Below are 21,796 nucleotides of genomic sequence, written 5' to 3'. Positions count from 1 at the left end.
ATGCCGCCACAGGGTATGGCACCACAGATGAACGGAATGCCACCACAGGGTATGGCACCACAGATGAACGGAATGCCACCACAGGGTATGGCACCACAGATGAATGAGATGCCACCACAGCAGAATCCTGCACCTGCTCCACAGGCAGGACCTGTACAGGAATCCGTACCTGCAGTTGCACCGACATCCCAGCCGGAAGCGGTTCCGCAGAATGAAGAAGTATCCCGGTAGTGAGTGCATAAGGTCAGAGAAATGCAAAAATCCAGATAAATATCTGCAAAATGCGTATATGACAAAAAGAAGCACAAACTTCAGAAATTACATAAGAATCAGAAAAAGATCTGTTACGGCAGGTCTTTTTTTGTTGCCTGAAAAGGGATAGATAAATGTGTGCAAAACTGACAGATATTAAATGATTGTGTCAAGTTAAGAATGGTAAAAATTAGTTTATTTTCTGCGTATTTACAATGTTTTTTCGGGATGGTAACGTATGGATACGCTGATGGCAGGACATCAGAAAAATGAAAAAAAGGAGAGTGATACAGCGTTTGTTTTTGAGAAGACATTAATGATCCTGTTGGTAAGTGCAGCAGTAGTTCTGGATTTCAAGACATGGAGGATTCCGAACTGGCTGGTATTGATCGGGATGGAAACCGGGATATTTGTGACGATCCAGAGAGAGGGCTGGAGAATGGGAGGCATACAGGTGGTACTTGGTATTGTCCTTCCGGTTGCATTGCTGTTCCTTCTGTATCAATTTGGATTCCTGGGAGCCGGAGATATCAAGCTGTTTGCAGCCCTTGGTGCATTTATCGGAATGGAGGTCTGGCGGATCGTTCTGTATTCGTTTCTGTTTGGTGGGGTTTTGTCTTTGCTGTATATGGTAAAGAATGTATGGATCCCATGGCTGAAGCATCGAAGACGAAGACGGCACCGAAGGAATAAGATCCATTTTTCCATGGCAATATTACTGGGATGTCTGTTGTATTGCCAATGGGGTTGATATTTGAAGAAAGAAGCTGGGAAAGGAGGAAAAAGTGCGGCAGTTAAAACTTGGCATAGTTGGAATGGAATCAAACTATGTGATCGGGTTGATGAATTACATTAATGCAGATAAAAGAAATCCATTCTTCGCAATGGCATTTTCGACAGAAGAACGATTGGAAAATTATCTGAAGGAGCACACATTAGATGCGCTGTTGTATGAAGAAAGCATGATGCCTGTGATCGTAGGACTTCCGGAAGGAAAAAATATTTGTACGATCAAGCTGGCGGAGCAGGCACCGGATAAGACGGAGAAAGAAGCAATTTACCGGTATCTGAGTGTGGAAGAAATACTGAAGCGGGTGTTGAGGATCATAAAAGCGGAGGAGGCAGAAGGAAAATGGGAGTTATTTGCGACTTATGCAGTTATCTCCCCAATCGGCAGGTCGGGTAAGACCAGACTGGCAAAAAGCATCTGCCTGATGGACGAGGTACGTGGTGGGCTGTATATCGGGATGGAAGCATATGGAGAAAGGAAGCAGGAAACTTCGGAGACAGTAACGGATAAGACTTGTGGTATGTCTGAGCTTGCATATTTGATCCGAATACAATCAGGGCAGATTTTTGAATATCTGGATAAAAGTGTGGTTGTGGAAGGAGGGATTAGCATGATCGCGTCACCGGAAGTATATCTGGATATCAGAGAACTGAACCGGTCGGATGTGAGCTGGTTCATAAAGAAGCTGATTGCATATGGACGATACACAACGATCGTATTTGATATTGATGGCAGCGTGCTTGGAGATATTACGATACTTGGTGAGTTCGATCATGTATTTGTTCCGGTTCTGGATGGCGGGTATGCAGAAGAAAAGGTTGCGGCATTTCAAAGATTGTTGGAGAAACAGGAATTACAGAAGGTAGTCATGCGGATGCAGCAGGTCGTTGTACCGGATCATGCATATGACAGTGCGGAGATGATGCAATTGGCGGGAAGGCTGGTGGGGATATAAGCCCAGAGGACAGAAAGAAATTAAAAGAGCACGTTCTGGAAGAACTGGATATGTCTCAGGAGATCATAGATGAGAAGGTTCTGGAACTGATCGACCGATCGCTTCTGGAACATCCGGATATCGGATATGTCAGTCTGGAAGGACGGATTCGGTTGAGAAAGGAATTGTTCAATGCGGTCAGACGGATGGATGTGTTATCAGATTTGTTAGAGGATGACAGCATAACGGAGATCATGATCAATGGGTACGATCAGATCTTTGTAGAGAAAGATGGACGTATTCAGTCCTTTTCCCAGAGCTTTGAGAGCGAAGATCGTCTGGCATCGATTATTCAGCAGATCGTAGCCGGATGTAACCGCTTAGTGAACGAAGCAGTCCCGATCGTAGATGCCAGACTGCCGGATGGTTCCAGAGTGAATGTGGTGCTGCCACCGGTCGCCCTTGATGGACCGACCATGACGATCCGTAAGTTCCCAAAAGAGAAAATGACGATGGAAAGGCTGATTGAACTTGGGGCTTTAGATGAGGAAACTGCCGGATTCCTGAAGCTGCTGGTAAAGGCAAGATACAACATATTTGTATCAGGAGGAACGGGAGCAGGAAAGACGACATTCCTGAATGCGCTGTCGGATTATATACCAAAGACCGAACGGATCATCACGATCGAGGATTCGGCAGAACTGCAGCTGCGTGATGTGGAGAATCTGGTACGGATGGAAACCAGAAATTCCAATGTGGAAGGCGAAAATGCGATCACGATACGGGATTTGATCAAGGCAAGTCTTCGTATGCGGCCGGACCGGGTGATCGTAGGTGAAGTCCGGGATTCGGCAGCGATCGATATGCTGACAGCAATGAATACCGGGCATGATGGAAGTCTTTCGACCGGCCATGCAAACTCAGCATATGACATGATCACAAGGCTGGAATCTATGGTGCTGATGGGAATAGAACTTCCGATGGAAGCTGTTAGGCGGCAGATCGCTTCGGCTGTGGATATTATCATTCATCTGGGAAGACTCCGGGATGGATCCAGAAAGGTAACAGAGATCTGTGAAGTAACAGGAATAGAGAATGGACAGGTTCAGTTGACGTCACTTTATGAATTTGAAGAACAGGCAGAGAAAGGCAGGAAAACCGTTCAGGGATATTTGAAAAAGAAGGCAGCTTTGCAGAACAAGGAGAAATTGAAACGAGCAGGGCTGGAATAGGAAAGGAGGGGCCAGGATGTGAAAACAGATTATACACGATACCGGTTATCTTTGATGGAAAACATTGTTTTTGGAATGGGATATCTGGTTGCGGCAGCAGTGGTATGCATTATATTTTATGATTCATTTCTTCCGCTGATTCTGATGCTGCCCACGGGTGTATATGTGCGAAGGCTGTTTGAAGAATACAAAAGGAAGAGGAGGCAGCAGGAATTATATCTTCAGTTTAAGGATATGGTGCAGGCACTTGCCGCCAGTCTCAGCATCGGATATTCATTTGAGAATGCTTTTATAGCAGCACATGAGGAGCTGACACGGACATACGGAAAAGATGCGCTGATCGTCCGGGAGCTTGTATTGATCATGCATGAGATCCGCTTACATAAGAACATAGAAGATGTTCTTGCGGATTTTGGAGAACGCTCCGGTATCCGCGAGATCCATAATTTTTCCCAACTGGTTGCTGTGGCAAAAAGGACAGGCGGCAATATGGTACAGATCATGAAAACGACTGCGGCTGGAATTGCCCGAAAGGTAGAAGTGGAAATGGAGATTGCGACTATGATCGCAGCAAAACGGTATGAACAGAGGATCATGCTGGTCATTCCTTTTCTGATCATTGGATATCTTCGTATGGTGAACCAGAGTTATATCTGTATTTTATATGAAGGAGTGGCAGGTCGGATCGTGATGACATTATGTCTGCTGGCAGGAATCATTTCATATTTCTGGAGCAGAAAACTGATCAATATTGGAGTGTGATGGATGATGAGAGAATTAAAAAGACCGGTTGGCAGCTTTCTGTACCGGAAGATACATAGGTTTTTGAATATGAGAACGATCCGGGAACGGATGCGAAAGATCCATGTTGTACCGGAGGATGAACTGACTCGGTTATGTGAGGAATATTGTATCCGAATCCTGTCGAACAGTCTGCTGGTATTTTTTGGAACATTGGTCTTATCCGTTGGTCTGGCAGTATATATGAACCGGACAAAGACTTCGATTGTATTGAACAGGGAATCCTACGGTGGAGATGAAACAGTCACGCAGTTGGAAACAGAGATCAATGGTGAAAAGCAGATGATATCTGTGGATGTGCTTCCGTTGACCTATGATGCAGAGAGCATTGAAGAGGCTTTTGATAAAGGATTTGCTTACATTGATTCCGTATATTTGGGAACAAACGAGAATGCAGATCATATTACGGAGGATCTGGAGCTGATCGATTCTGTTGATGAACTGGGACTCCGGGTTTCATGGGAGATTGAAGATGAAAGCGATATTGTTGATTACCGAGGCGAGATCATTGATCATCGGCTGGATGAACCGGTTCTTGTAAATCTGGTGGCAACTCTGTCTTATGAAGATTTTTCGGCATCCAGAAACTATCCTGTAAAGGTTGCAGGCAGGGAAAAGAATGAGACGGAAAAGGCAATAGAGACGATTCAGGAGGCGTTAGATATGCTACAGCGTAAGTCAGATACTTCATCATTGGTTCTTCCGGAGACAGTTGCGGGATATCATCTGCAGCATACCGGTACGATGCGGCTTCCGGTACTGGTATTTGTTCTTGGAGGGATATTCAGTATTTTGCTCGTCTATAAAGAATATTCGGATATACGGACGAAGGAGAAAAAGAGAAATGAGGAGTTGCTTATGGCGTACCCATCTTTTGTGGATCTGATGAGCCTTTATATGGGAGCCGGATTAACGGTGAAGGGGTCTCTGAGTAGAGCTGTGGTGCAAAGTGACAGCCCGGTTCTGGCAGAGGAGCTGAATTATACATTGAATGAGATACAGTCGGGAATTCCGGAAACAGAAGGCTATTACCGGCTGAGCAACCGGCTGGGCCTTCCGGTTTATCAGAAGATATTTACTCTTTTGTCACAGAATATCAAAAAAGGGACAAGGGATATCCTGAATCTGCTGGCAGAAGAGGAGGCTGCTGCATTGCAGTTAAAAAAGGAGCTGGCAAAACGAAAAGGAGAAGAGGCGGGAACAAAGCTTTTATTTCCGATGATTCTTCAGTTAGGAATTGTAATGATCATAGTGATAGCCCCGGCATTGCTGGGATTTTAAAAGAACAAAAAGAAGGAGGAAACGGCAGTGGAATAGTCATTGCTGACAATAAAGAGTATGAGAAATGTGAAGAATTTTTTATTAGATGAAAGTGGAATGGGAGTTGTAGAGATCCTTTTGATCACAGTTGTATTGATCGCCATGGTACTTATCTTTCAGGAGAAGATTACAAGTCTTGTGAACAAGATCTGGACCTCGATCGGTAAGAGTGCGAAGAAGATTTATTAGTAAGGAGACTCTGCAGATTTGAAAAATAACGGACAGATTACAGTATTTTTAAGTCTGGTGCTGGTCAGCCTGCTGGGATTATTTCTGGCAGCAGTTGAGATTACAGGAATCTACATGAACAGGGCACGGGTGGCAGAAGCTGCCCGTGGTGCATCCCTCCATATACAGGCAGAGTACCAGTCCCGGATATTTGATCGGTATCACTTGTTATTACTGGATAAAAGCTATATGGGTTATGGTGAAGGAATGCTGGAGGAACGGGTATCTGATTATATGGACTATACACTCTCCGGCTATGGATTTGCTGTAGAGGATGCCTGCCTGACAGATGTGAGAACGGTGGTTGCTGATGATTGCTATGACTTAAAAAAACAGATAGAGGAATATATGACGCTGTATTTGGAAACAAAGGCACTGGAAACGATAAGTGAAGATCTGGCATATGACAATGCGGATGCTGAAGAGGTAGCAGAGGAGATACGGAATGGAAAGAGCGAGGAAACAGAACAGGAAGGTAACTGGCAGGGAGAGGATCCCAGAAAACTGTTGGAACAGGAGCTTGGGATCGGATTGCTACAGCTCGTTCTTCCATCCGGAAAATCTGTATCACAAACGAAAGTATCCATGCAGGATGTACCATCGACTGCATGTGGAAAGGAAAATGTTCAGGAGAGCATGGACACTTCTTTTTCGGATATTGACCGGTTGGAAGCAGAGCTTGGAAAGGTTCGTGGGACAGGAAAATCGGAATTAGGCACGGATATCAATGGGATTCTTTACGCGATGGAGTGCTTTAAAAATGTTACGGACGCGGAGCTGGATAACTGCGTATTCCAGTGTGAAGTGGAATATCTGATCGCAGGGAAGGACAATGACTATGATAATCTGACCTGTGTTGTAAACCAGATCATACTTCACAGACTTCCGGTTAATATGGCGGTACTGTTATCGGATGCAGAGAAAATGGCGGAAATAAGCAGTATGGCAGCGACACTTGCACTTGTACCGGGCATTACATATGGAGCAGCAAAATATCTGCTTGCAGCCTGTTTTTCCTATGGAGAAACGATACTTGAGATACGGACATTGTTGGCGGGAGGAAAGATTCCCCTGATCAAGAAGGCAGCAGACTGGAAGCTGGATCTTGCGCATATAGGGAATCTCACCAGTGTAGAGCCGGCATCCGGTCAGACAGAAAAAGGACTGGATTATGAAGCGTTTCTGATGCTGTTATTAGCAGAGAAGAATAACAGAATGTACTATCGGATGTGTGATCTGATCCAATTAAATACTGCACTTGTCCAGGATGGATTTCTTATTACAAACTGTGTGGATGCATTTACGATCGATATTGATATTACAAAAGGGAAACGGTCGTATGCAACTTCGGTCAGTGCAGTTTATTAAATATAAAACATAGAAATATCAGATGGAAAGGATGGTGTTATATGCTCTCTTATTATATATTTTGGCTGCAGTCTATTATCCATGCGGTGGCATATTCCATTTCCAAAAATAATAAAATCAAAAGAATTTCTCCGTCTCTCCAAGACCTGAACAGAAAACATTTGAGCAGACAGTATGGTAAGAGAGTGTATAAGACCATTCCTTTCTTTCAGAGGATATTTTGTATATGGAACAGGCAGGAGGGTAGTGCACGGTGGAGGCAGCCCTGATCCTGCCGCTTTTTATCATGGCAGCAGTTGTGTTTTTCTGGATGGGAAATCTGTTGCAGACACGGTTGATCGTCTATGATGCCATGCAGGACACTGCGCAGTGCCTGGCGGAATATCAATATGCGTATTCATATGTACAGGATGAAAAAACAGTGGATTTACCGGGGAACGGTGTCAATGTTCTGACAGCAAAAGAAAGACTGCAGCATTATCTGGATATATCCCCGGTGGATGCTTCCTGTATTGTGGGTGGAACCGGAGGGATTCTGGTTACAAGATCAGCTTACAGTGAAGCAGATGGCTGCATTGATCTTAAGCTGCGATATAAACTGCAGATCAATGTCCCATTTTTTGGAGAACTGACTTGGAAGGTTCAGGAACAGATCCGGCAGCGTGCATTTATCGGTATGCAATTAGAAAATAATGAGACAGAAGAAAATAGATACGTTTATATCACGGAGACCGGAGAGGTCTATCATACCAGCAGAACCTGTTATCATATAAAACTTACGATCCGGCAGATTCCGGATGGAGAGCTTTCTGATAGGTATCAGAATCTGTCTCCTTGTGAGCGGTGTGCGGAGGGCAGGACGACGGATGGAACGGTATATATAACGGAGACGGGAGACCGATACCATCTCTCTGTTTCCTGTTCTGGATTAAAACGAACGGTTATGCGTGTCAAACAAAAGAATGTTGGAAACATACCACCATGCAGCAACTGTGGTAACGGATGAAATTCTTGTAAGGGTGCAGGAACAGGAAAGGTGAAAGATATGAATTCTGGGAAAAAGGATGATCGTGGAACGATCGTGATCGAAATGTGCATTATTATGCCAATCGTGATCACTGTTATATTTGTTGTTATCAATATGATGATTGTGCAGTTGAATAACGGAATTGCAACCGGCGAGGCATATCATGTGGTCTGTAATCGGGAACGATATATGTCTGGAAGTGGAAACAGCGCAGAGGATACATTGAATCAGGCGTTAGATCAGATGGTCAGGCCATCCATGCAGCATCTGGATGAACTGGAAACAAGCGTGCGCTTTCGTCCTTCTGGAAATGCGTTACTTTCCGGTATAACAGGAACCATAGATGCAGTTATCAAATATGAAGAGCTGCACCCGGGAATTGGACTGCTGACAGATAAAAAGGCAACACAGAGAAAAGTAAAGATTGAGAAAGAAATCCGGGATATCAGCAATAATCTCAGGAGGTGGCAGTTGTATGGAAAAACATTATGACACTGATGGGATAAATGTATATCTGATGCTTACCGACACCGATTATCAGGTCTCCTATGAAACCAAAATGCTTCAGAACAACTTCATCCCATATGTTCTTCCATTTAACGTGATGTTCATAGATGGAGATGCGATTCCTTGTTATGAGGTTAACGGACTGACAGAATTTGCAGTAATAGAGCAGACGATCACGATAACTCCGGTGCTTATATTACAACTGTTTCAGGAACTGGTTATGGTATTTCACCAGCTTGGCAGATATTTGCTGTCCGTTAATAATCTGATCCTGGTGGAAGATTGTATCTTTTATGATATAGCGCAGAAATGCTTTGGTTTTATCTATCTTCCGGGATATCAGAGTGGGGTCCGGGAGCAGATGCGGAGGCTGTTAGATCAGATGATATGCAGGATGGATCATGCAGACCGGGCGGGCAGTGACCGGGTATATGATCTGTATCAGAAGATCATGGATGCAAATTATGATCTTGAAAAGCTGGTAGATTTTTTTACAGAATTCCGCACGGAAGAAAGCGGCGATACAGATGGTACGGGAAATACAGATATATATAGAACGGAAGAAACGGGCAAAACTGAGGAAGAGGAAGAGGCAGCAGGACTGGCTGCATTTTTGAGAAAAGAACCAAACCGGAATAAATGGAAGAAATCGAACCGGAACAGGACGATAGTACAGAGTGACATTGACGATGATAAGACATCGGTTCGGACGATCGTGTATAAGACGGTCGTTATTGCCTGTATGCTTGCAACGGCGTTGTTTGGGATCAGCTATGGATGGATGCAGTACCGGGCAAATGGACGGATCCAACATATGAAACCTTTATTCGGTGTATGCATCTTACTGGCAGTGGAATTATTTGTCTGGATGGAGCTGTTCTTAACAGATCAGACTGAAAAAGAAGAGGAGGTTGTTGAACCTTGTATACAGGAACAGGATATAACTATATTTCCGGCAGCAGCGGATGGAAATGGACAACCCACAGCCGGTGATACACAACAGGAGACAACCATACTTCCGGCAACCGATCCGGTATGCATGTTAGTTCCGGTTGGAGGGCAAGCGGAAGCTACATCGAATCCGGTGATCTGTCTGGATACACTTCCAAGATTGATTGGACGTGGGGATATGGCAGATTTTTGTATTTCCGATAAGTCTGTGAGTCGGGTTCATAGCAGGATCCGATATGTCGATCATAAATATGTACTGGAGGATATGGGTTCGACAAATGGGACATATGTAAATGGTTATCCACTGCGAGTGGACTATCCGGCAGTGGTATTGCCCGGAGATATTATTTCATTTGGGAATATAGAATATGAGCTGCGGGCTCAAATATAGGAAGGAGGAAACAGCTTTTTCTGGGAAGCTGACAGAAATATATGAAACAATACGGAAATAAAATTTTACTGATCGTACTGGTGGGAATTCTTCTGCTGATAAATCTGCCATTCCATGCGATCCTTCAGACAGCATCCATGGGAGGAGATGCGGAGCAGGCGGTAACGCAGTTGTTTGAAAAGAATGCGACAGCAACGGATACGGATGCAGACAGGGCAACTCCGGAGGATGCAGACAGAGCAACTGTGGAAGATGCAGATGGGGTGGCTGCGAAAGCTGTAGATGGGGTGGCTGCAGAAGATACCGACAGAGCAACCTCGGAAGATGCAGATGCGATGACCACGCAGGATATAGCATTATCATATGAAGATCAGGCAAAACAGATCGCTACGATCTCAGATGCTATATCGAGAGATGTATATACTCCGGATATGAAAGTAGAAATAAAGAAAGAGAAAAAGTCGTATATATTTAATATAGATGCATTGGCGATGGTAATGTCCTTTCCGATGTTATATTCAGAATTTGTCGTTGGATACAGACTGGGAAGAACAAAAGCGGGAGATACCTGCAGAGATTTCCGGATCTTCAGGTATCATAGTATTACGGATTGTGAGAAGCTGTTTTCCGTATATTGCGGAGATAAGGAGCTGGATGTTCCGTGGTATGGAGAATATGTTTCGGATGGAAAGCATTTGCAGGGAACAGCAGCAACTGTATACAGTGATGATACGACAGATGGTTATATACATGCAGGCAGCGGACTGTTAACAGCCGATATCCGGAAAGCATTGTATCAGGGATATAAGAACAGGCAGTCTCAAAGCGCATTACAGGATAATCTGAATGCTATCCGGCATCATGGAAAAAGCATGAGCGGAGAAGTTCCATATACGAGAGCACAGGCAGAGATCCGGATCGGAACAGAAACTCCAAAGACAGAGCAGATTGATATATCACCGGGGCAGCCGGAGACGCGATGGAAATACCGGTATACCATACACATGGAAGAAGAGAGTTTGTTAAGCGCTGTGTCTCCGGATGGAGTATATGCAAAAAGAACGAAGATGCGTACGGTCACAGGAGGTCAGAATGCGTTTCGTATCATAGTGCCGGATACAGATATTAAACTGTGGGTATGTACGGACTGGAAAGGTTCGATTGCAGATACGGACTGGAAAGGATACCGGTCAGGAGAAGAAGCTGTATTAAAGACAGGAAACAGATATTTCTTTACTGCCGGTACGGATAAGAAGGGTGTGAGCAGACTTTCAAAGACCTTTGCCGAACGGGATGGGTTTACAGCTTATGCTGTCTGTCCGGATAACAAAGAGATTCAGACCTGCTTTGCAGGTGTGCTTTATGAATATGCAATGGAGATGGTGATTAACTGGGGAAGTGAATTAAAAACCGGAAAACTGCATCTGACAAAGCTTGGTGATGGTTCCATGAGTAATCTGAAAGGAATAAAATTTTACCTTTATAAACTGGACGAACCATTTGCAGATCTGTCAGAGGAGAAAACGGTAAAGATCGGAACATATACGGTTAATTCCAAAGGAAAAGGTGTGCCAACTTATATTACGGAAAAAGGCAGATTTTATGGAGCAAAAAGTAATTATGCCGGAGAGGATATAGATGGATCCACATGCCGGAATATCTACAATCTGCCACCGGGCTATTATATGCTGCATGAGGATGCTGAACTGGCACTGGCAAGAGGATATCTGCCCGCGATAGACCATTATTATGAAATTACAGATAATCAGCTGGAATATGAGTTTGTCATTCAGAATGTCCGGGGCGGGCTTAGTCTTCAAAAAACCAGTGACTCTCCGGAACTTACAGGAGCAGATGGCAAAACGAATGCATATAGTCTGCAGGGAGCCAGATATAATGTGTATAAGGTTGGGAAAAAGAATGATACATCAACCGATGCTTATGTCTGCACCTTTACAACCGATGCATCCGGAAAAGGAATTGTTACAAAATATAATTCGGATGCAGGATATTATCCGGTATATGGTTCTGATAACCGGATATATGAAGTGCGCGGAGTTCCGGTTGGTTGCTGGTATTACATTGCGGAAACAGGGAAAAAGAAAGGGTGGAATGGAAATGAATATTCCTATGCCGGAGGTTATATTGTAAATAAAGAGGATAAAAAAGCGGCTTCCTACTATCAGAAGTGGATCTATCTGGATAAGGAGGATGGTGGAATCGGAGTTTCAGAAAATTTGGAGAAATATCCCAAGCAGCAGATCGATGTACTGGAATCGCCGATTACGATCGGAATTCAGCTTCATAAAAGCAGTGCGATGAAAGAAATTTCCGATATGGGTGGATATACATTTGCCGATATTCAGTATCAGGTATACATGGCGGACAAGAATGGAAGGCCGGGAACCGGAAATCTCTATGTAGGTACATTTACAGTGCAAAAGGATGGAACGGGAATTGTTACAGATATAAACACGAAATTTATTCCGACCGGAGGAAATAAAACGATCGTTTCGCTTAAGAAAAAAGGGACAGATACGATCTCCGGACTACCATGTGGAAGCTATTATGCAAAGGAAACAAAAACAAACCGCTATTACAGGCTGAATACAGATCCGGTAAAAAAAGAATGTCTGTCCAGTGGCGGAAGAGAAACAGGAAAAAAAGAGATCGAGCATGTGATCGAAGTTACAGATCAGCCAAATACCGGAGAACTGTATCTGGAAAAGAAGAGCGCCGGTGAAGAATGGACGGATGAAAATACAGCATATTCGTTATTACATGCAGAATATAGTGTTTATATGGTGTCAGGAAAGAATGCTCCATATAAAGAAGAAAATCAGGTTGGCATATTTACGACAGAAAAAATGAATGCGGCAAATACCGTGATCGGAATACCGGAGATTAGGAATTCCTGCGGAACCGGAAATGCATTCCGAATGATATCAGGAGAGGTCGTTTCCATTCAGGCAGATAAGAGTAAGCATTGTTTTACCGGATTGCCATTTGGCTGGTATGCAGTAAAGGAAAAGCGTGCTCCAAAAAATTACAAACTGGATGCGGATGTGCATTATATTTGTATATCCCCGGATACGGTGGAAAACAAGATTAATGCAACCATGCAGCTTGCAGAGAAAGAAATGGTATATCAGGGAAAACTGTCACTAACAAAATATGACAGAGAGAATGGAACCGGAACTGTAAAATATGGAGCATCTCTTGCGGATGCAGTCTTTCAGGTGCGGTATTATAAGGGACTCCTGCAAAAAACAGAATTGGCAGCATCTGCTGCATACCGAACCTGGTATATTAAGACAGTATATAACGAGCAGACCGGAAGTTATGAGGCAAAGCTGGATGCAGCTTATCTTACCGGACAGAGTGATCCTCTATTTACGGATAAAAAGACAGGTGCAGTAATTCTTCCGGCTGGAACCGTGGTCATAACAGAATACCAGCCACCAAAGGGGTATATGCTGCCGGGACATGGACAGGGGTATATCGAAGTAACCGGACTGACAGGAGAGAAACAGCAAATTACCGGAAATGAAATTGTACTTCATCTGGATGCAGGAAATCCGAATAAAGAGCTGCAGACTTTTTCTGTGGAGAGTGGGAATGTCATAGAAGCGGAACTGATAAAGGTGTACGAGCAGGCAGAACGGGTGGATATTGCATTTGACAAGATCAATGCAGGAACCAGAGAATCCATGCAGGGAATCGTATTTCGTATTTCGTTGCTGGATGAAGCAGGAAATCCTGTTGAGAGCCATATTGCGGTAACCGGAGCAAATGGACGTTTTGATTCGGCCGGACGCAAGGAAAGTGGTAAATTCAATATCAATGATGTTATCTATGAATACAACCAGACGCAGGAAGAAAGTGCATGGAAGGAATATGATATGACAGCCGGGATCTGGTTTTGTGGAGATGAGAGTACACAGAGGGAAGTTTTCGATGAAGATATTATGGCAGACGGAGCTACAAAAAGCGAAGAAAACACATCCATAAGAGAAGCTTCAGAAACAGAAAAAGCGGATCTGGGAGCGTTGCTGCCGGGAACTTACATGATCGAGGAGCTGCCTTGTAAAGGTAACCGGGGATTTGTAATAATGCAGCGTCAGATCGTGGACATTGATAATGCAGAGACAATCCGGGAGCTTGGTACATATGAAAATCAGTCTTCGGAAGATACAACAGAACAGACGACAACCGAAACCACGACCGGGGACACAACGGAGACAACAACCGAAGCTACGACCGGGGACACAACGGAAACCACAACCGAGTCTACAACCGAACAGACGACGGAGATCACGACCGAATTGACAACAGAAACCACAACTGGGGAGACAACCGAGATTACGACCGAGGACACAACGGAAACCACAACCGAGTCTACAACCGAACTGACGACTGAACAGACGACGGAGATCACAACAGAAACTACAACAGAGCTGACGACCGAACCGGACACCGGGGACAGGAAGAAACCACCGGTCAGAACCGGTGACTCGTCAGGAGTGATCCTGTTTTCATATATCGGGTTTGGAGCAATGCTTGGCGCAGTAATTCTTGTGATCATAAAAAGACGGCAGGGAAAACATGGAAAAGATAGACCGGGAAACAGGGAACATTGACAGAATGAAAACGGTACTTTTAAAATTATATAATATGGCTCGTTCGTGAACTTCATGTTCATCTCCAATGCCGGATGCCTGAAACAGAGGCGTCCGGCATTTTTACTATATAGAAAAGGCTGCCCTGTAAAGTAAATAAGTGCGCTATTATGGATATATTATTTAAAAGAGGACAAAAACTAATAATTGCTATCAATCACCATTTCGGATATAATATCTTTAGTTGTATTTTGGAGGAAACCGTCATGTCTTATATGGCATTATATCGTAAATGGAGACCGGATACTTTTGAAGAAGTAAAAGGCCAGGATCATGTTGTAACAACACTAAAGAATCAGATTATAAATAACAGGATCGGACATGCATTTCTCTTCTGCGGAACAAGAGGAACCGGAAAGACATCGATAGCAAAGTTGTTTGCAAAAGCAGTAAACTGTGAGCATCCGGTAAACGGAAGCCCATGCAATGAATGTGCGGCATGTCGTGCGATCGCAGATGGATCATCTATGAATGTGATCGAGATTGATGCAGCATCAAACAATGGTGTGGATAATATCCGTCAGATCCGGGAGGAAGTACAGTATTCACCATCAGAAGGAAAATATAAGGTATACATTATAGATGAGGTTCATATGCTGACACAGGGAGCGTTTAATGCTCTGTTAAAGACATTGGAGGAACCACCGTCTTATGTCATTTTTATACTTGCAACAACAGAATCCCATAAGATTCCGATCACAATATCTTCCAGGTGTCAGAAATACGAGTTCCGGCGGATCTCGGTGGAAACAATCAGTGACCGTCTGATGGAGCTGCTTGGAAGAGAACAGATTGCGGCAGAGAAAAAAGCAATTGATTACGTTGCCAAGGCTGCAGATGGATCAATGCGTGATGCACTCAGTATTCTGGATCAGTGTATCGCATTCAACATTGGCAAGGAGCTTACTTATGAAAATGTACTGGATACGATCGGAGCAGTTGATATCGATGTATTTGCCAGATTGTTAGATTGTGTGATTCGGCTGGATGTTGTCGGTGCCATCGATCTGGTGGATGAGGTAGTATGGCAGGGACGGGAATTGTCCAGATTTGTATCAGAATTTACATGGTTCCTTCGAAATGTATTGTTGGTGAAGGTTTCACCGGAGGCTGATCAGAAGCTTGATATGTCGGCGGAGAATCTGGAACGGTTAAGACAGCTTGCTGCACAGCTCGAAACAGATGCACTTATCCGGTATATCAATATATTTTCGGATACCTCTGCAAATATCAAATATGCAGTACAGAAGCGTATTGTTTTAGAACTTGCAGTGATCAAATTATGCAAGCCTGAGATGGAAACCGATTACAGCGCGCTTCTTGACCGGGTCAGAGTTTTGGAACAGAAGTTAGAGAATGGAGCCGCCGGATCGGTGGTTAGCGGGAATAATAACGGTGAAGGAAGCTCGGCATCGGCAGGCGTTACAGCATTGGCAGGCGAGGCAGTGCAGGGAGCCGGAGCAGTATCACAGGAACTGCTGGATCAGATCTGTGCAAGACTGAAGCAGGAAGGAATGCAGATAGGAAATGCACCTGCGATGGGAGATGCAGAGATAGAAGCGGCATCGAAGAAGCTGTCCGAGCAACTGAAAAAAGAACTTCCGGAAGCAAATTACAATGAATTAAAAGAATTCGTAGAACAATGGGATATCATTATGGAAGGATATCAGAATATTACGAAGAAGTTTCTGGAAAAAGCAAGGATCAATATGAACGAAGCCAGAGATGGTCTGTATCTGGCATATGTCCAGAATGAAGAGAACAAGCAGGCAATCGCTTATTTTGAAGGAAAAGAGCGGATGGCGGCATTGCGAGAGCACATCGAACAGGTGACCGGCAGACAGGTGAAGATCGAACTGAAGGTCGTGTCGAAGAACAGCGAAGCGGCACAGGAGATCGAGGCGAATGACCTGTCGAAGATTAATTTTGCTATTCAGTATGAATAAAAATATAAAAAAGAGCTAAGAATCAAGGAGGATATATAAGATGGCTAAAAGAGGCGGCTATAACATGGGTATGATGCCTGGCAATATGAACAACTTAATGAAGCAGGCACAGAGAATGCAGAAGCAGATGGAGACAACAACCAAGGAGCTGGAGGATAAGATCTATGAATCTTCCGTTGGTGGCGGCGTTGTAACAGCAAAGGTTTCCGGTAAGAAAGAACTGATGGAGATCAAGCTGGATCCGGAGGTTGTTGATCCGGATGATATCGAGACATTAGAGGATCTGATCATTTCTGCAGTAAATGAAGCATTCCGTATGCAGGATGAAGATTATCAGGAGAATATGAATAAGATCTCCGGCGGTATGGGTCTTGGAGGCTTACCGTTCTAATGGATATATATGGTGGAGAAGTAAACCGTCTGATCGAAGAGCTTGGCAGACTTCCCGGTATCGGAGCAAAGACAGCACAAAGGCTGGCATTTTATATCATCAGTATGCCGGAAGAACGAGCACAGGCACTTGCCGATTCAATCGTAAATGCAAAGAAGAAGATTCGATACTGCAATAACTGTTATACGATCACAGACAGTGATCTTTGTCCGATCTGCAGATCTGCAAATCGGAATCATAAGGTGATCATGGTGGTAGAAACACCGAGAGATCTTGCAGCATATGAGCGGACGAATCAGTACGATGGTGTATATCATGTTCTTCATGGAGTGATCAATCCGGCACTCGGAATCGGACCTGCGGATATCAAGATCGCAGAACTGATGAAGCGGTTGCAGGGGGATGTGGATGAGCTGATCATTGCAACAGGCTCCGGTCCGGAGGGAGAAGCAACGGCGATGTATATATCAAAGCTGGTCAAACCGGCAGGGATCAAGGTCAGTAGGATCGCAAGCGGTGTACCGGTTGGCGGAGATCTGGAATGTATTGATGAAGTGACACTGCTCCGGGCATTGGAAGGACGCGTATATTTATAGGGACAATTAAATAGTATTTTACATAAAAAAGAAGAAAGAGGTGTTTAGGAATGTTGCGAGTTGGATTACTTACCAGTGGTGGCGATTGTCAGGCACTGAATGCAACCATGCGTGGTGTAGCAAAAGGATTGTACGAGTTATTTGATGAAGTAGAGATCTATGGTTTCCTGAATGGATATAAGGGCTTGATGAGAGCACAGTATATCAACATGATGCCGGATGACTTCTCAGGCATTATGACAAAGGGGGGAACGATTCTTGGAAGTTCCAGACAGCCATTTAAGCTTATGGGTGAGCCTACAGAGGATGGTCTTGATAAGGTGAAATCCATGAAGGACACATATAAGAAACTCAAACTGGACTGTTTATGTGTATTAGGAGGAAATGGTTCCCAGAAGACAGCAAATCTGTTAAGTGAAGAGGGCTTAAATGTAATTGGTCTTCCAAAGACGATCGATAATGATCTTTGGGGAACCGATATGACATTTGGTTTCCAGAGTGCGGTAGATGTGGCAACACAGACGATTGACTGTATCCATACAACAGCAGCATCCCATAACCGTATCTTTATCGTAGAGATTATGGGTCATAAGGTTGGCTGGATCACATTACATGCCGGTATTGCAGGTGGAGCAGATGTTATCCTGATCCCTGAGATTCCGTATGATATCAAGAAGGTATACGAGGCAATCGACAAGAGAACAAAGAATAATAAAGGATTTACGATTGTTGCAGTAGCAGAAGGAGCAATCTCCAAAGAGGTTGCAGAGCTTCCAAAGAAGAAGAGAAAAGAAGCAATTGCAAATTCTCCATATCCATCTGTTGCATATGAGATGGCGGACAAGCTCAAGGAGTTCACAACACAGGATATCCGCATTGCGATTCCTGGCCATACACAGCGAGGCGGAAGCCCATGTCCATATGATAGAGTGATCTCATCCAGATTCGGGGCAAAGGCAGCCGAGCTGATCAAAGCAAAGGATTTTGGAAAACTCGTTGTATTTAAGGATAATAAAGTAACTGCGATTCCGTTATCAGAGTCAGCAGGAAAACTCAAATATGTATCTCCGGACGATGATACCGTTCTTGCAGCAAAGACATTAGGTATCTCATTTGGTGATTAATTTCAGTTCGAATAAGAAATGGCAGTAACATAATCTCTCTGTCTGCATATATACTATATAGGAATAAGAATGCAGGCAGGGAGATTTATATGCAGAACGAATTTAAATACATTCCATATGACAGAAAGGATACGAATATCCGTGGATTGATAAAAAATGGAAATGTGTATAATCTGACACGGAGCATGTCGGGACTTTTGTTGCCGGATGATCCAAATGAGGAACAGTCAAGAGCAGAAAAGGACTGGGCCTATCTGAAGGAAATGTATCCGGAACGGGTACGGCGTATCAGTGCAATGGTGGAAGAAGAATGTGATAAATTAGAATATGCAGGAAGCCGATGTTTGCGGAATATCCGGATCCGGAGGTGATCCGTAAGATCGCACGGGATGTCTATGCAGAGCTTCCGGATCCATATGTAGATATTCATCTGGATATGGAGGCTGCGCCATCTGAACCACCGTATGTTCCAAAAGGAAAAGGCTGTGGTAACTGCATGATGCGGAATCTGATAGAAACATTGATCTGTAATGAATTTTACTGTAGACGGGAACGCTACAGAAGATGTAGGAGACGATTTTACCTGTGAAGAAAATAGGAACACTTGTTATAAGAATAATAGTAATGGCAGTTTTCTTTGTGATTACTATTTTTTTAGTTGATAAATTTCAGAATAGACAGTATAAGAATCTGGCAATGGAGATGGAAAATGCCACCTTGCCTTTAGTATATGTAGACTATGAGGGCAGATATATCAACTGCCTTCATGGCTATACAACCGTAGTCGATACAACGATGCTTCGTGACTGTATTACTCCGGTGACAGATGACAAAAAAGTAACGTTTGCAGTAGATGACAAAAATGGTTATGCAAAGACCTACAGCTATGAGCTGCGGTCGATCTCAAGCGATTCTCTGATTGAGAACGGGGATCTGACATCCGATACAGAGGAGAATGGATACCGGATATTTGATATTGATATCCGTATGGATATCAAGCCGGATACGGAATACATGTTGGTATTCAAATTAGATGGAGCGGATGGACAGACCGTACGTTACTATACCCGTATCGTTGTAAATGACAATTATCATGCGTCCGAGCTTCTGGACTTTGTGGAACAGTTCAATGCTTCGACATTTGACTACGAGGCAAATGAAGAAGGCTCCTTCATCTATCCATACATGCAGGCATATAAAGGACAGGATGATGACAGCCTTTCTATGGGACATCTGAATCTGACAAGCAGCTACAAAGAGCTTGTTTGGAGTGGAGTGAATCCGGTTCGGATAACTTCGATTATTCCACAGATCAAGGAAATTGATGTCAATTATGCAGTAATTGAACTGGATTATGTGACCATGGCAGAAAACACCGATGGCGAGTCAGATTATTATTCGGTCAGGGAATATTATCGTGTCAGCTATAAAGAGCCAGAGACAGAAGACGATACAGAAACAGCCACCGGAGCAGAGGATGCTGAAGCATCAGAGGATACCGGGGAGGCAGATAACGCAGGCACAATATCCGTTATGAACTTTGATCGTTATATCGACGAGTATTTCAACCGGACAGGTGTCGATAATAAAAATAATGTGTATGAGATCGGGGTTGTTCTTGACGAAAAGCTGGATTATCGTTACAGCTCAGATAATAAGAAAATCGGTTTTGTCAGAAACGGACAGCTCTGGCTGTATAATTATTCAGAAAATCAGATCTCCATGGTATTTGGATTCTGGATGGATGATGTGGAAAATGTCAGAAACACATACAACAATTATGGTATCAATATGATCTCCATGGACGATGATGGCAATATGATATTTGCAGTATATGGCTATATGAACCGTGGTGCTCATGAAGGAAAGCTGGGAATCAGTCTGTGTTCTTACGATGCAGCAGAGCAGGAGGTTACGGAGCTGGTATTTGCAGAATGTAATGAACCATATGCAGCCATGAAAGATGAAGTGTCCAGACTGACCTATTATGATGGAACAAACTTTTATTTTATGCTTGGCAACAAGGTGAACTGCATTAACGTGGAAGCAAAACAGTTATCCTATTATGTAGATCATGTATCGCTCGATCATGTATATGTATCCGATGATATGCAGGTAATGGCATATGATTCATCGGATCAGGCAGCCGATAATGCGACATTGACGCTGGTTAATTTTGCAACCGGACAGACCTATACGCTGGATGCGGGAGCAGGAAAGAGTCTGGTCTGCTATGGATTTAAGAACCGGGATCTGATATATGGGATCTGTAATACGGCTGACAGTGATATTTCTATAGATAAAGATTCCTTTGCAAAAAAGAATCTGAGTGAAAAGGTATACAGCCGGATCCCATCATACAAATTATTTATCGTGGATGAAAATGGAAACCAGATCAAAGAATATCAGAAGGACGACAATTATATCATAGATATCAGCGTAGAGGATGATCTGATCTATATGACCAAAGGATCCAAGAAAACAGACAGATTCCGGTTGGCAGAGGATGACTTTATCACCTATAAAGAAAGCGACGATGTAAAACGAGTTGATATCACGACAAAAACAACATCAGGAATTGCGAAGCTGTATTTTACAGTACCGTCAAACATATATCTGACCTATATTCCGTATCTGAATATCACAAAGAACACGGTGGGAGATCGTTCATCAGATATGCTGATCACGGTAGAAGATGAATATGCAGGCTATATGGTATATGATAATCTGGGACTGACCGGAATCTATGAAAAGGCAGGAGATGCAATCAACCGGGCAACGCAGATCGCAGGTATTGTTGTTTCCAAGGATGGAGAAATCGTATACAGGCAGTCGGAGATGCAGGCTTATAATACGATCGCATCGTCAATCTATCACCAAAGCTCCGGCAGTGTGGATGCATCCTTGTGGGATTGTGTATATATGACACTGATCTATGAGGGTGTGACTGATCTCACATATGAAGATATGAAAGCATCCGGTACAGATCCGGTACAGGTGCTGACAGAGCTTGGAAAATATCCGGGAGCAGATATTTCAGGAATCTCGCTGGATCTGGTATTTGGATATATCAGTAATGGTATTCCGGTTATCAGTCGTATCAATGATGGAAGATATGTAATGGTCGTAAGCTATAACAGTGAAGCGGTTCGTTATTATGATCCGGTACTGGATACAGAAGTCCGGGTATCAAGAAAAGAATATGAAGCTGCCATGAGTCAGGGAAATAATGAACTGTATTCCTATGTTCAGGAGTAGA

General features: G+C 43.7%; 18 protein-coding genes and 1 pseudogene. All 19 read left to right on the top strand.

Annotated elements, in window-relative coordinates; translation table 11 throughout:
• A pseudogene (locus DW959_RS14250) lies at window positions 1-231 on the top strand (hypothetical protein); the annotation flags it as partial.
• Window positions 232-490: 259 nt separating this feature from the next.
• Complete coding sequence (locus tag DW959_RS13360; RefSeq protein WP_117808569.1) at window positions 491-1,003, top strand: A24 family peptidase; 513 nt, start codon at window positions 491-493, stop codon at window positions 1,001-1,003.
• 34 nt (window positions 1,004-1,037) lie between these two features.
• On the top strand, window positions 1,038-1,997 hold the full coding sequence (locus DW959_RS13355; RefSeq protein WP_117808570.1) for a hypothetical protein: 960 nt from the start codon (window positions 1,038-1,040) through the stop codon (window positions 1,995-1,997).
• Window positions 1,998-2,047: 50 nt separating this feature from the next.
• On the top strand, window positions 2,048-3,208 hold the full coding sequence (locus DW959_RS13350) for a CpaF family protein (RefSeq protein WP_117808571.1): 1,161 nt from the start codon (window positions 2,048-2,050) through the stop codon (window positions 3,206-3,208).
• 18 nt (window positions 3,209-3,226) lie between these two features.
• Window positions 3,227-3,970 (top strand): type II secretion system F family protein, encoded by a 744-nt coding sequence (locus DW959_RS13345; protein ID WP_118616383.1) that lies wholly within the window; start codon window positions 3,227-3,229, stop codon window positions 3,968-3,970.
• Between the two features lie 3 nt (window positions 3,971-3,973).
• Window positions 3,974-5,290 (top strand): type II secretion system F family protein, encoded by a 1,317-nt coding sequence (locus DW959_RS13340; RefSeq protein WP_021943395.1) that lies wholly within the window; start codon window positions 3,974-3,976, stop codon window positions 5,288-5,290.
• Window positions 5,291-5,347: 57 nt separating this feature from the next.
• Window positions 5,348-5,518 carry a Flp1 family type IVb pilin gene (locus DW959_RS13335; RefSeq protein ID WP_117784748.1) on the top strand — a complete coding sequence of 57 codons (171 nt, stop codon included), beginning with the start codon at window positions 5,348-5,350 and terminating at the stop codon, window positions 5,516-5,518.
• Window positions 5,519-5,536: 18 nt separating this feature from the next.
• Window positions 5,537-6,925, top strand: coding sequence for a DUF5702 domain-containing protein (locus DW959_RS13330; RefSeq protein ID WP_021943397.1), 1,389 nt, complete (start codon window positions 5,537-5,539; stop codon window positions 6,923-6,925).
• A gap of 253 nt (window positions 6,926-7,178) precedes the next feature.
• Window positions 7,179-7,931, top strand: a complete 753-nt coding sequence (locus tag DW959_RS13325) for a TadE family protein (protein WP_118484732.1) — start codon at window positions 7,179-7,181, stop codon at window positions 7,929-7,931.
• A 39-nt stretch (window positions 7,932-7,970) separates the two neighbouring features.
• Entirely contained in the window at window positions 7,971-8,444 is a 474-nt protein-coding gene (locus tag DW959_RS13320) for a hypothetical protein (protein ID WP_117808574.1), read from the top strand.
• A complete protein-coding gene (locus DW959_RS13315) occupies window positions 8,428-9,801 on the top strand; it encodes a DUF6382 domain-containing protein (RefSeq protein ID WP_117808575.1) in 1,374 nt (457 codons plus the stop codon). Before DW959_RS13320 ends, DW959_RS13315 begins: the two co-directional genes overlap by 17 nt.
• A 41-nt stretch (window positions 9,802-9,842) precedes the next feature.
• Complete coding sequence (locus DW959_RS14245; protein WP_182430086.1) at window positions 9,843-14,441, top strand: prealbumin-like fold domain-containing protein; 4,599 nt, start codon at window positions 9,843-9,845, stop codon at window positions 14,439-14,441.
• A gap of 245 nt (window positions 14,442-14,686) precedes the next feature.
• Window positions 14,687-16,426 carry a DNA polymerase III subunit gamma/tau gene (gene dnaX, locus DW959_RS13305; protein WP_118616381.1) on the top strand — a complete coding sequence of 580 codons (1,740 nt, stop codon included), beginning with the start codon at window positions 14,687-14,689 and terminating at the stop codon, window positions 16,424-16,426.
• Between the two features lie 40 nt (window positions 16,427-16,466).
• Window positions 16,467-16,817, top strand: a complete 351-nt coding sequence (locus DW959_RS13300; RefSeq protein ID WP_008400312.1) for a YbaB/EbfC family nucleoid-associated protein — start codon at window positions 16,467-16,469, stop codon at window positions 16,815-16,817.
• On the top strand, window positions 16,817-17,413 hold the full coding sequence (gene recR, locus DW959_RS13295) for a recombination mediator RecR (protein ID WP_021944222.1): 597 nt from the start codon (window positions 16,817-16,819) through the stop codon (window positions 17,411-17,413). Before DW959_RS13300 ends, recR begins: the two co-directional genes overlap by 1 nt.
• Before the next feature lie 50 nt (window positions 17,414-17,463).
• Window positions 17,464-18,537, top strand: coding sequence for a 6-phosphofructokinase (locus DW959_RS13290; protein ID WP_118616379.1), 1,074 nt, complete (start codon window positions 17,464-17,466; stop codon window positions 18,535-18,537).
• An 89-nt stretch (window positions 18,538-18,626) separates the two neighbouring features.
• Window positions 18,627-18,908, top strand: coding sequence for a hypothetical protein (locus tag DW959_RS14760; protein ID WP_243023409.1), 282 nt, complete (start codon window positions 18,627-18,629; stop codon window positions 18,906-18,908).
• Entirely contained in the window at window positions 18,878-19,126 is a 249-nt protein-coding gene (locus DW959_RS14755; protein ID WP_243023408.1) for a hypothetical protein, read from the top strand. The genes DW959_RS14760 and DW959_RS14755 overlap by 31 nt, the downstream gene beginning before the upstream one ends.
• Entirely contained in the window at window positions 19,123-21,795 is a 2,673-nt protein-coding gene (locus DW959_RS13280) for a hypothetical protein (protein ID WP_118616377.1), read from the top strand. The genes DW959_RS14755 and DW959_RS13280 overlap by 4 nt, the downstream gene beginning before the upstream one ends.
• Window position 21,796: the final 1 nt, after the last annotated feature.

Origin of the sequence: Clostridium sp. AM46-21 (assembly GCF_003480025.1) — a bacterium.
In the GTDB taxonomy this organism is placed as follows: Bacteria; Bacillota; Clostridia; order Lachnospirales; family Lachnospiraceae; genus Coprococcus; species Coprococcus ammoniilyticus.
The sequence above is the reverse complement of the archived record's forward strand: the minus strand, read 5'-3'. Positions and strand labels throughout refer to the sequence as shown.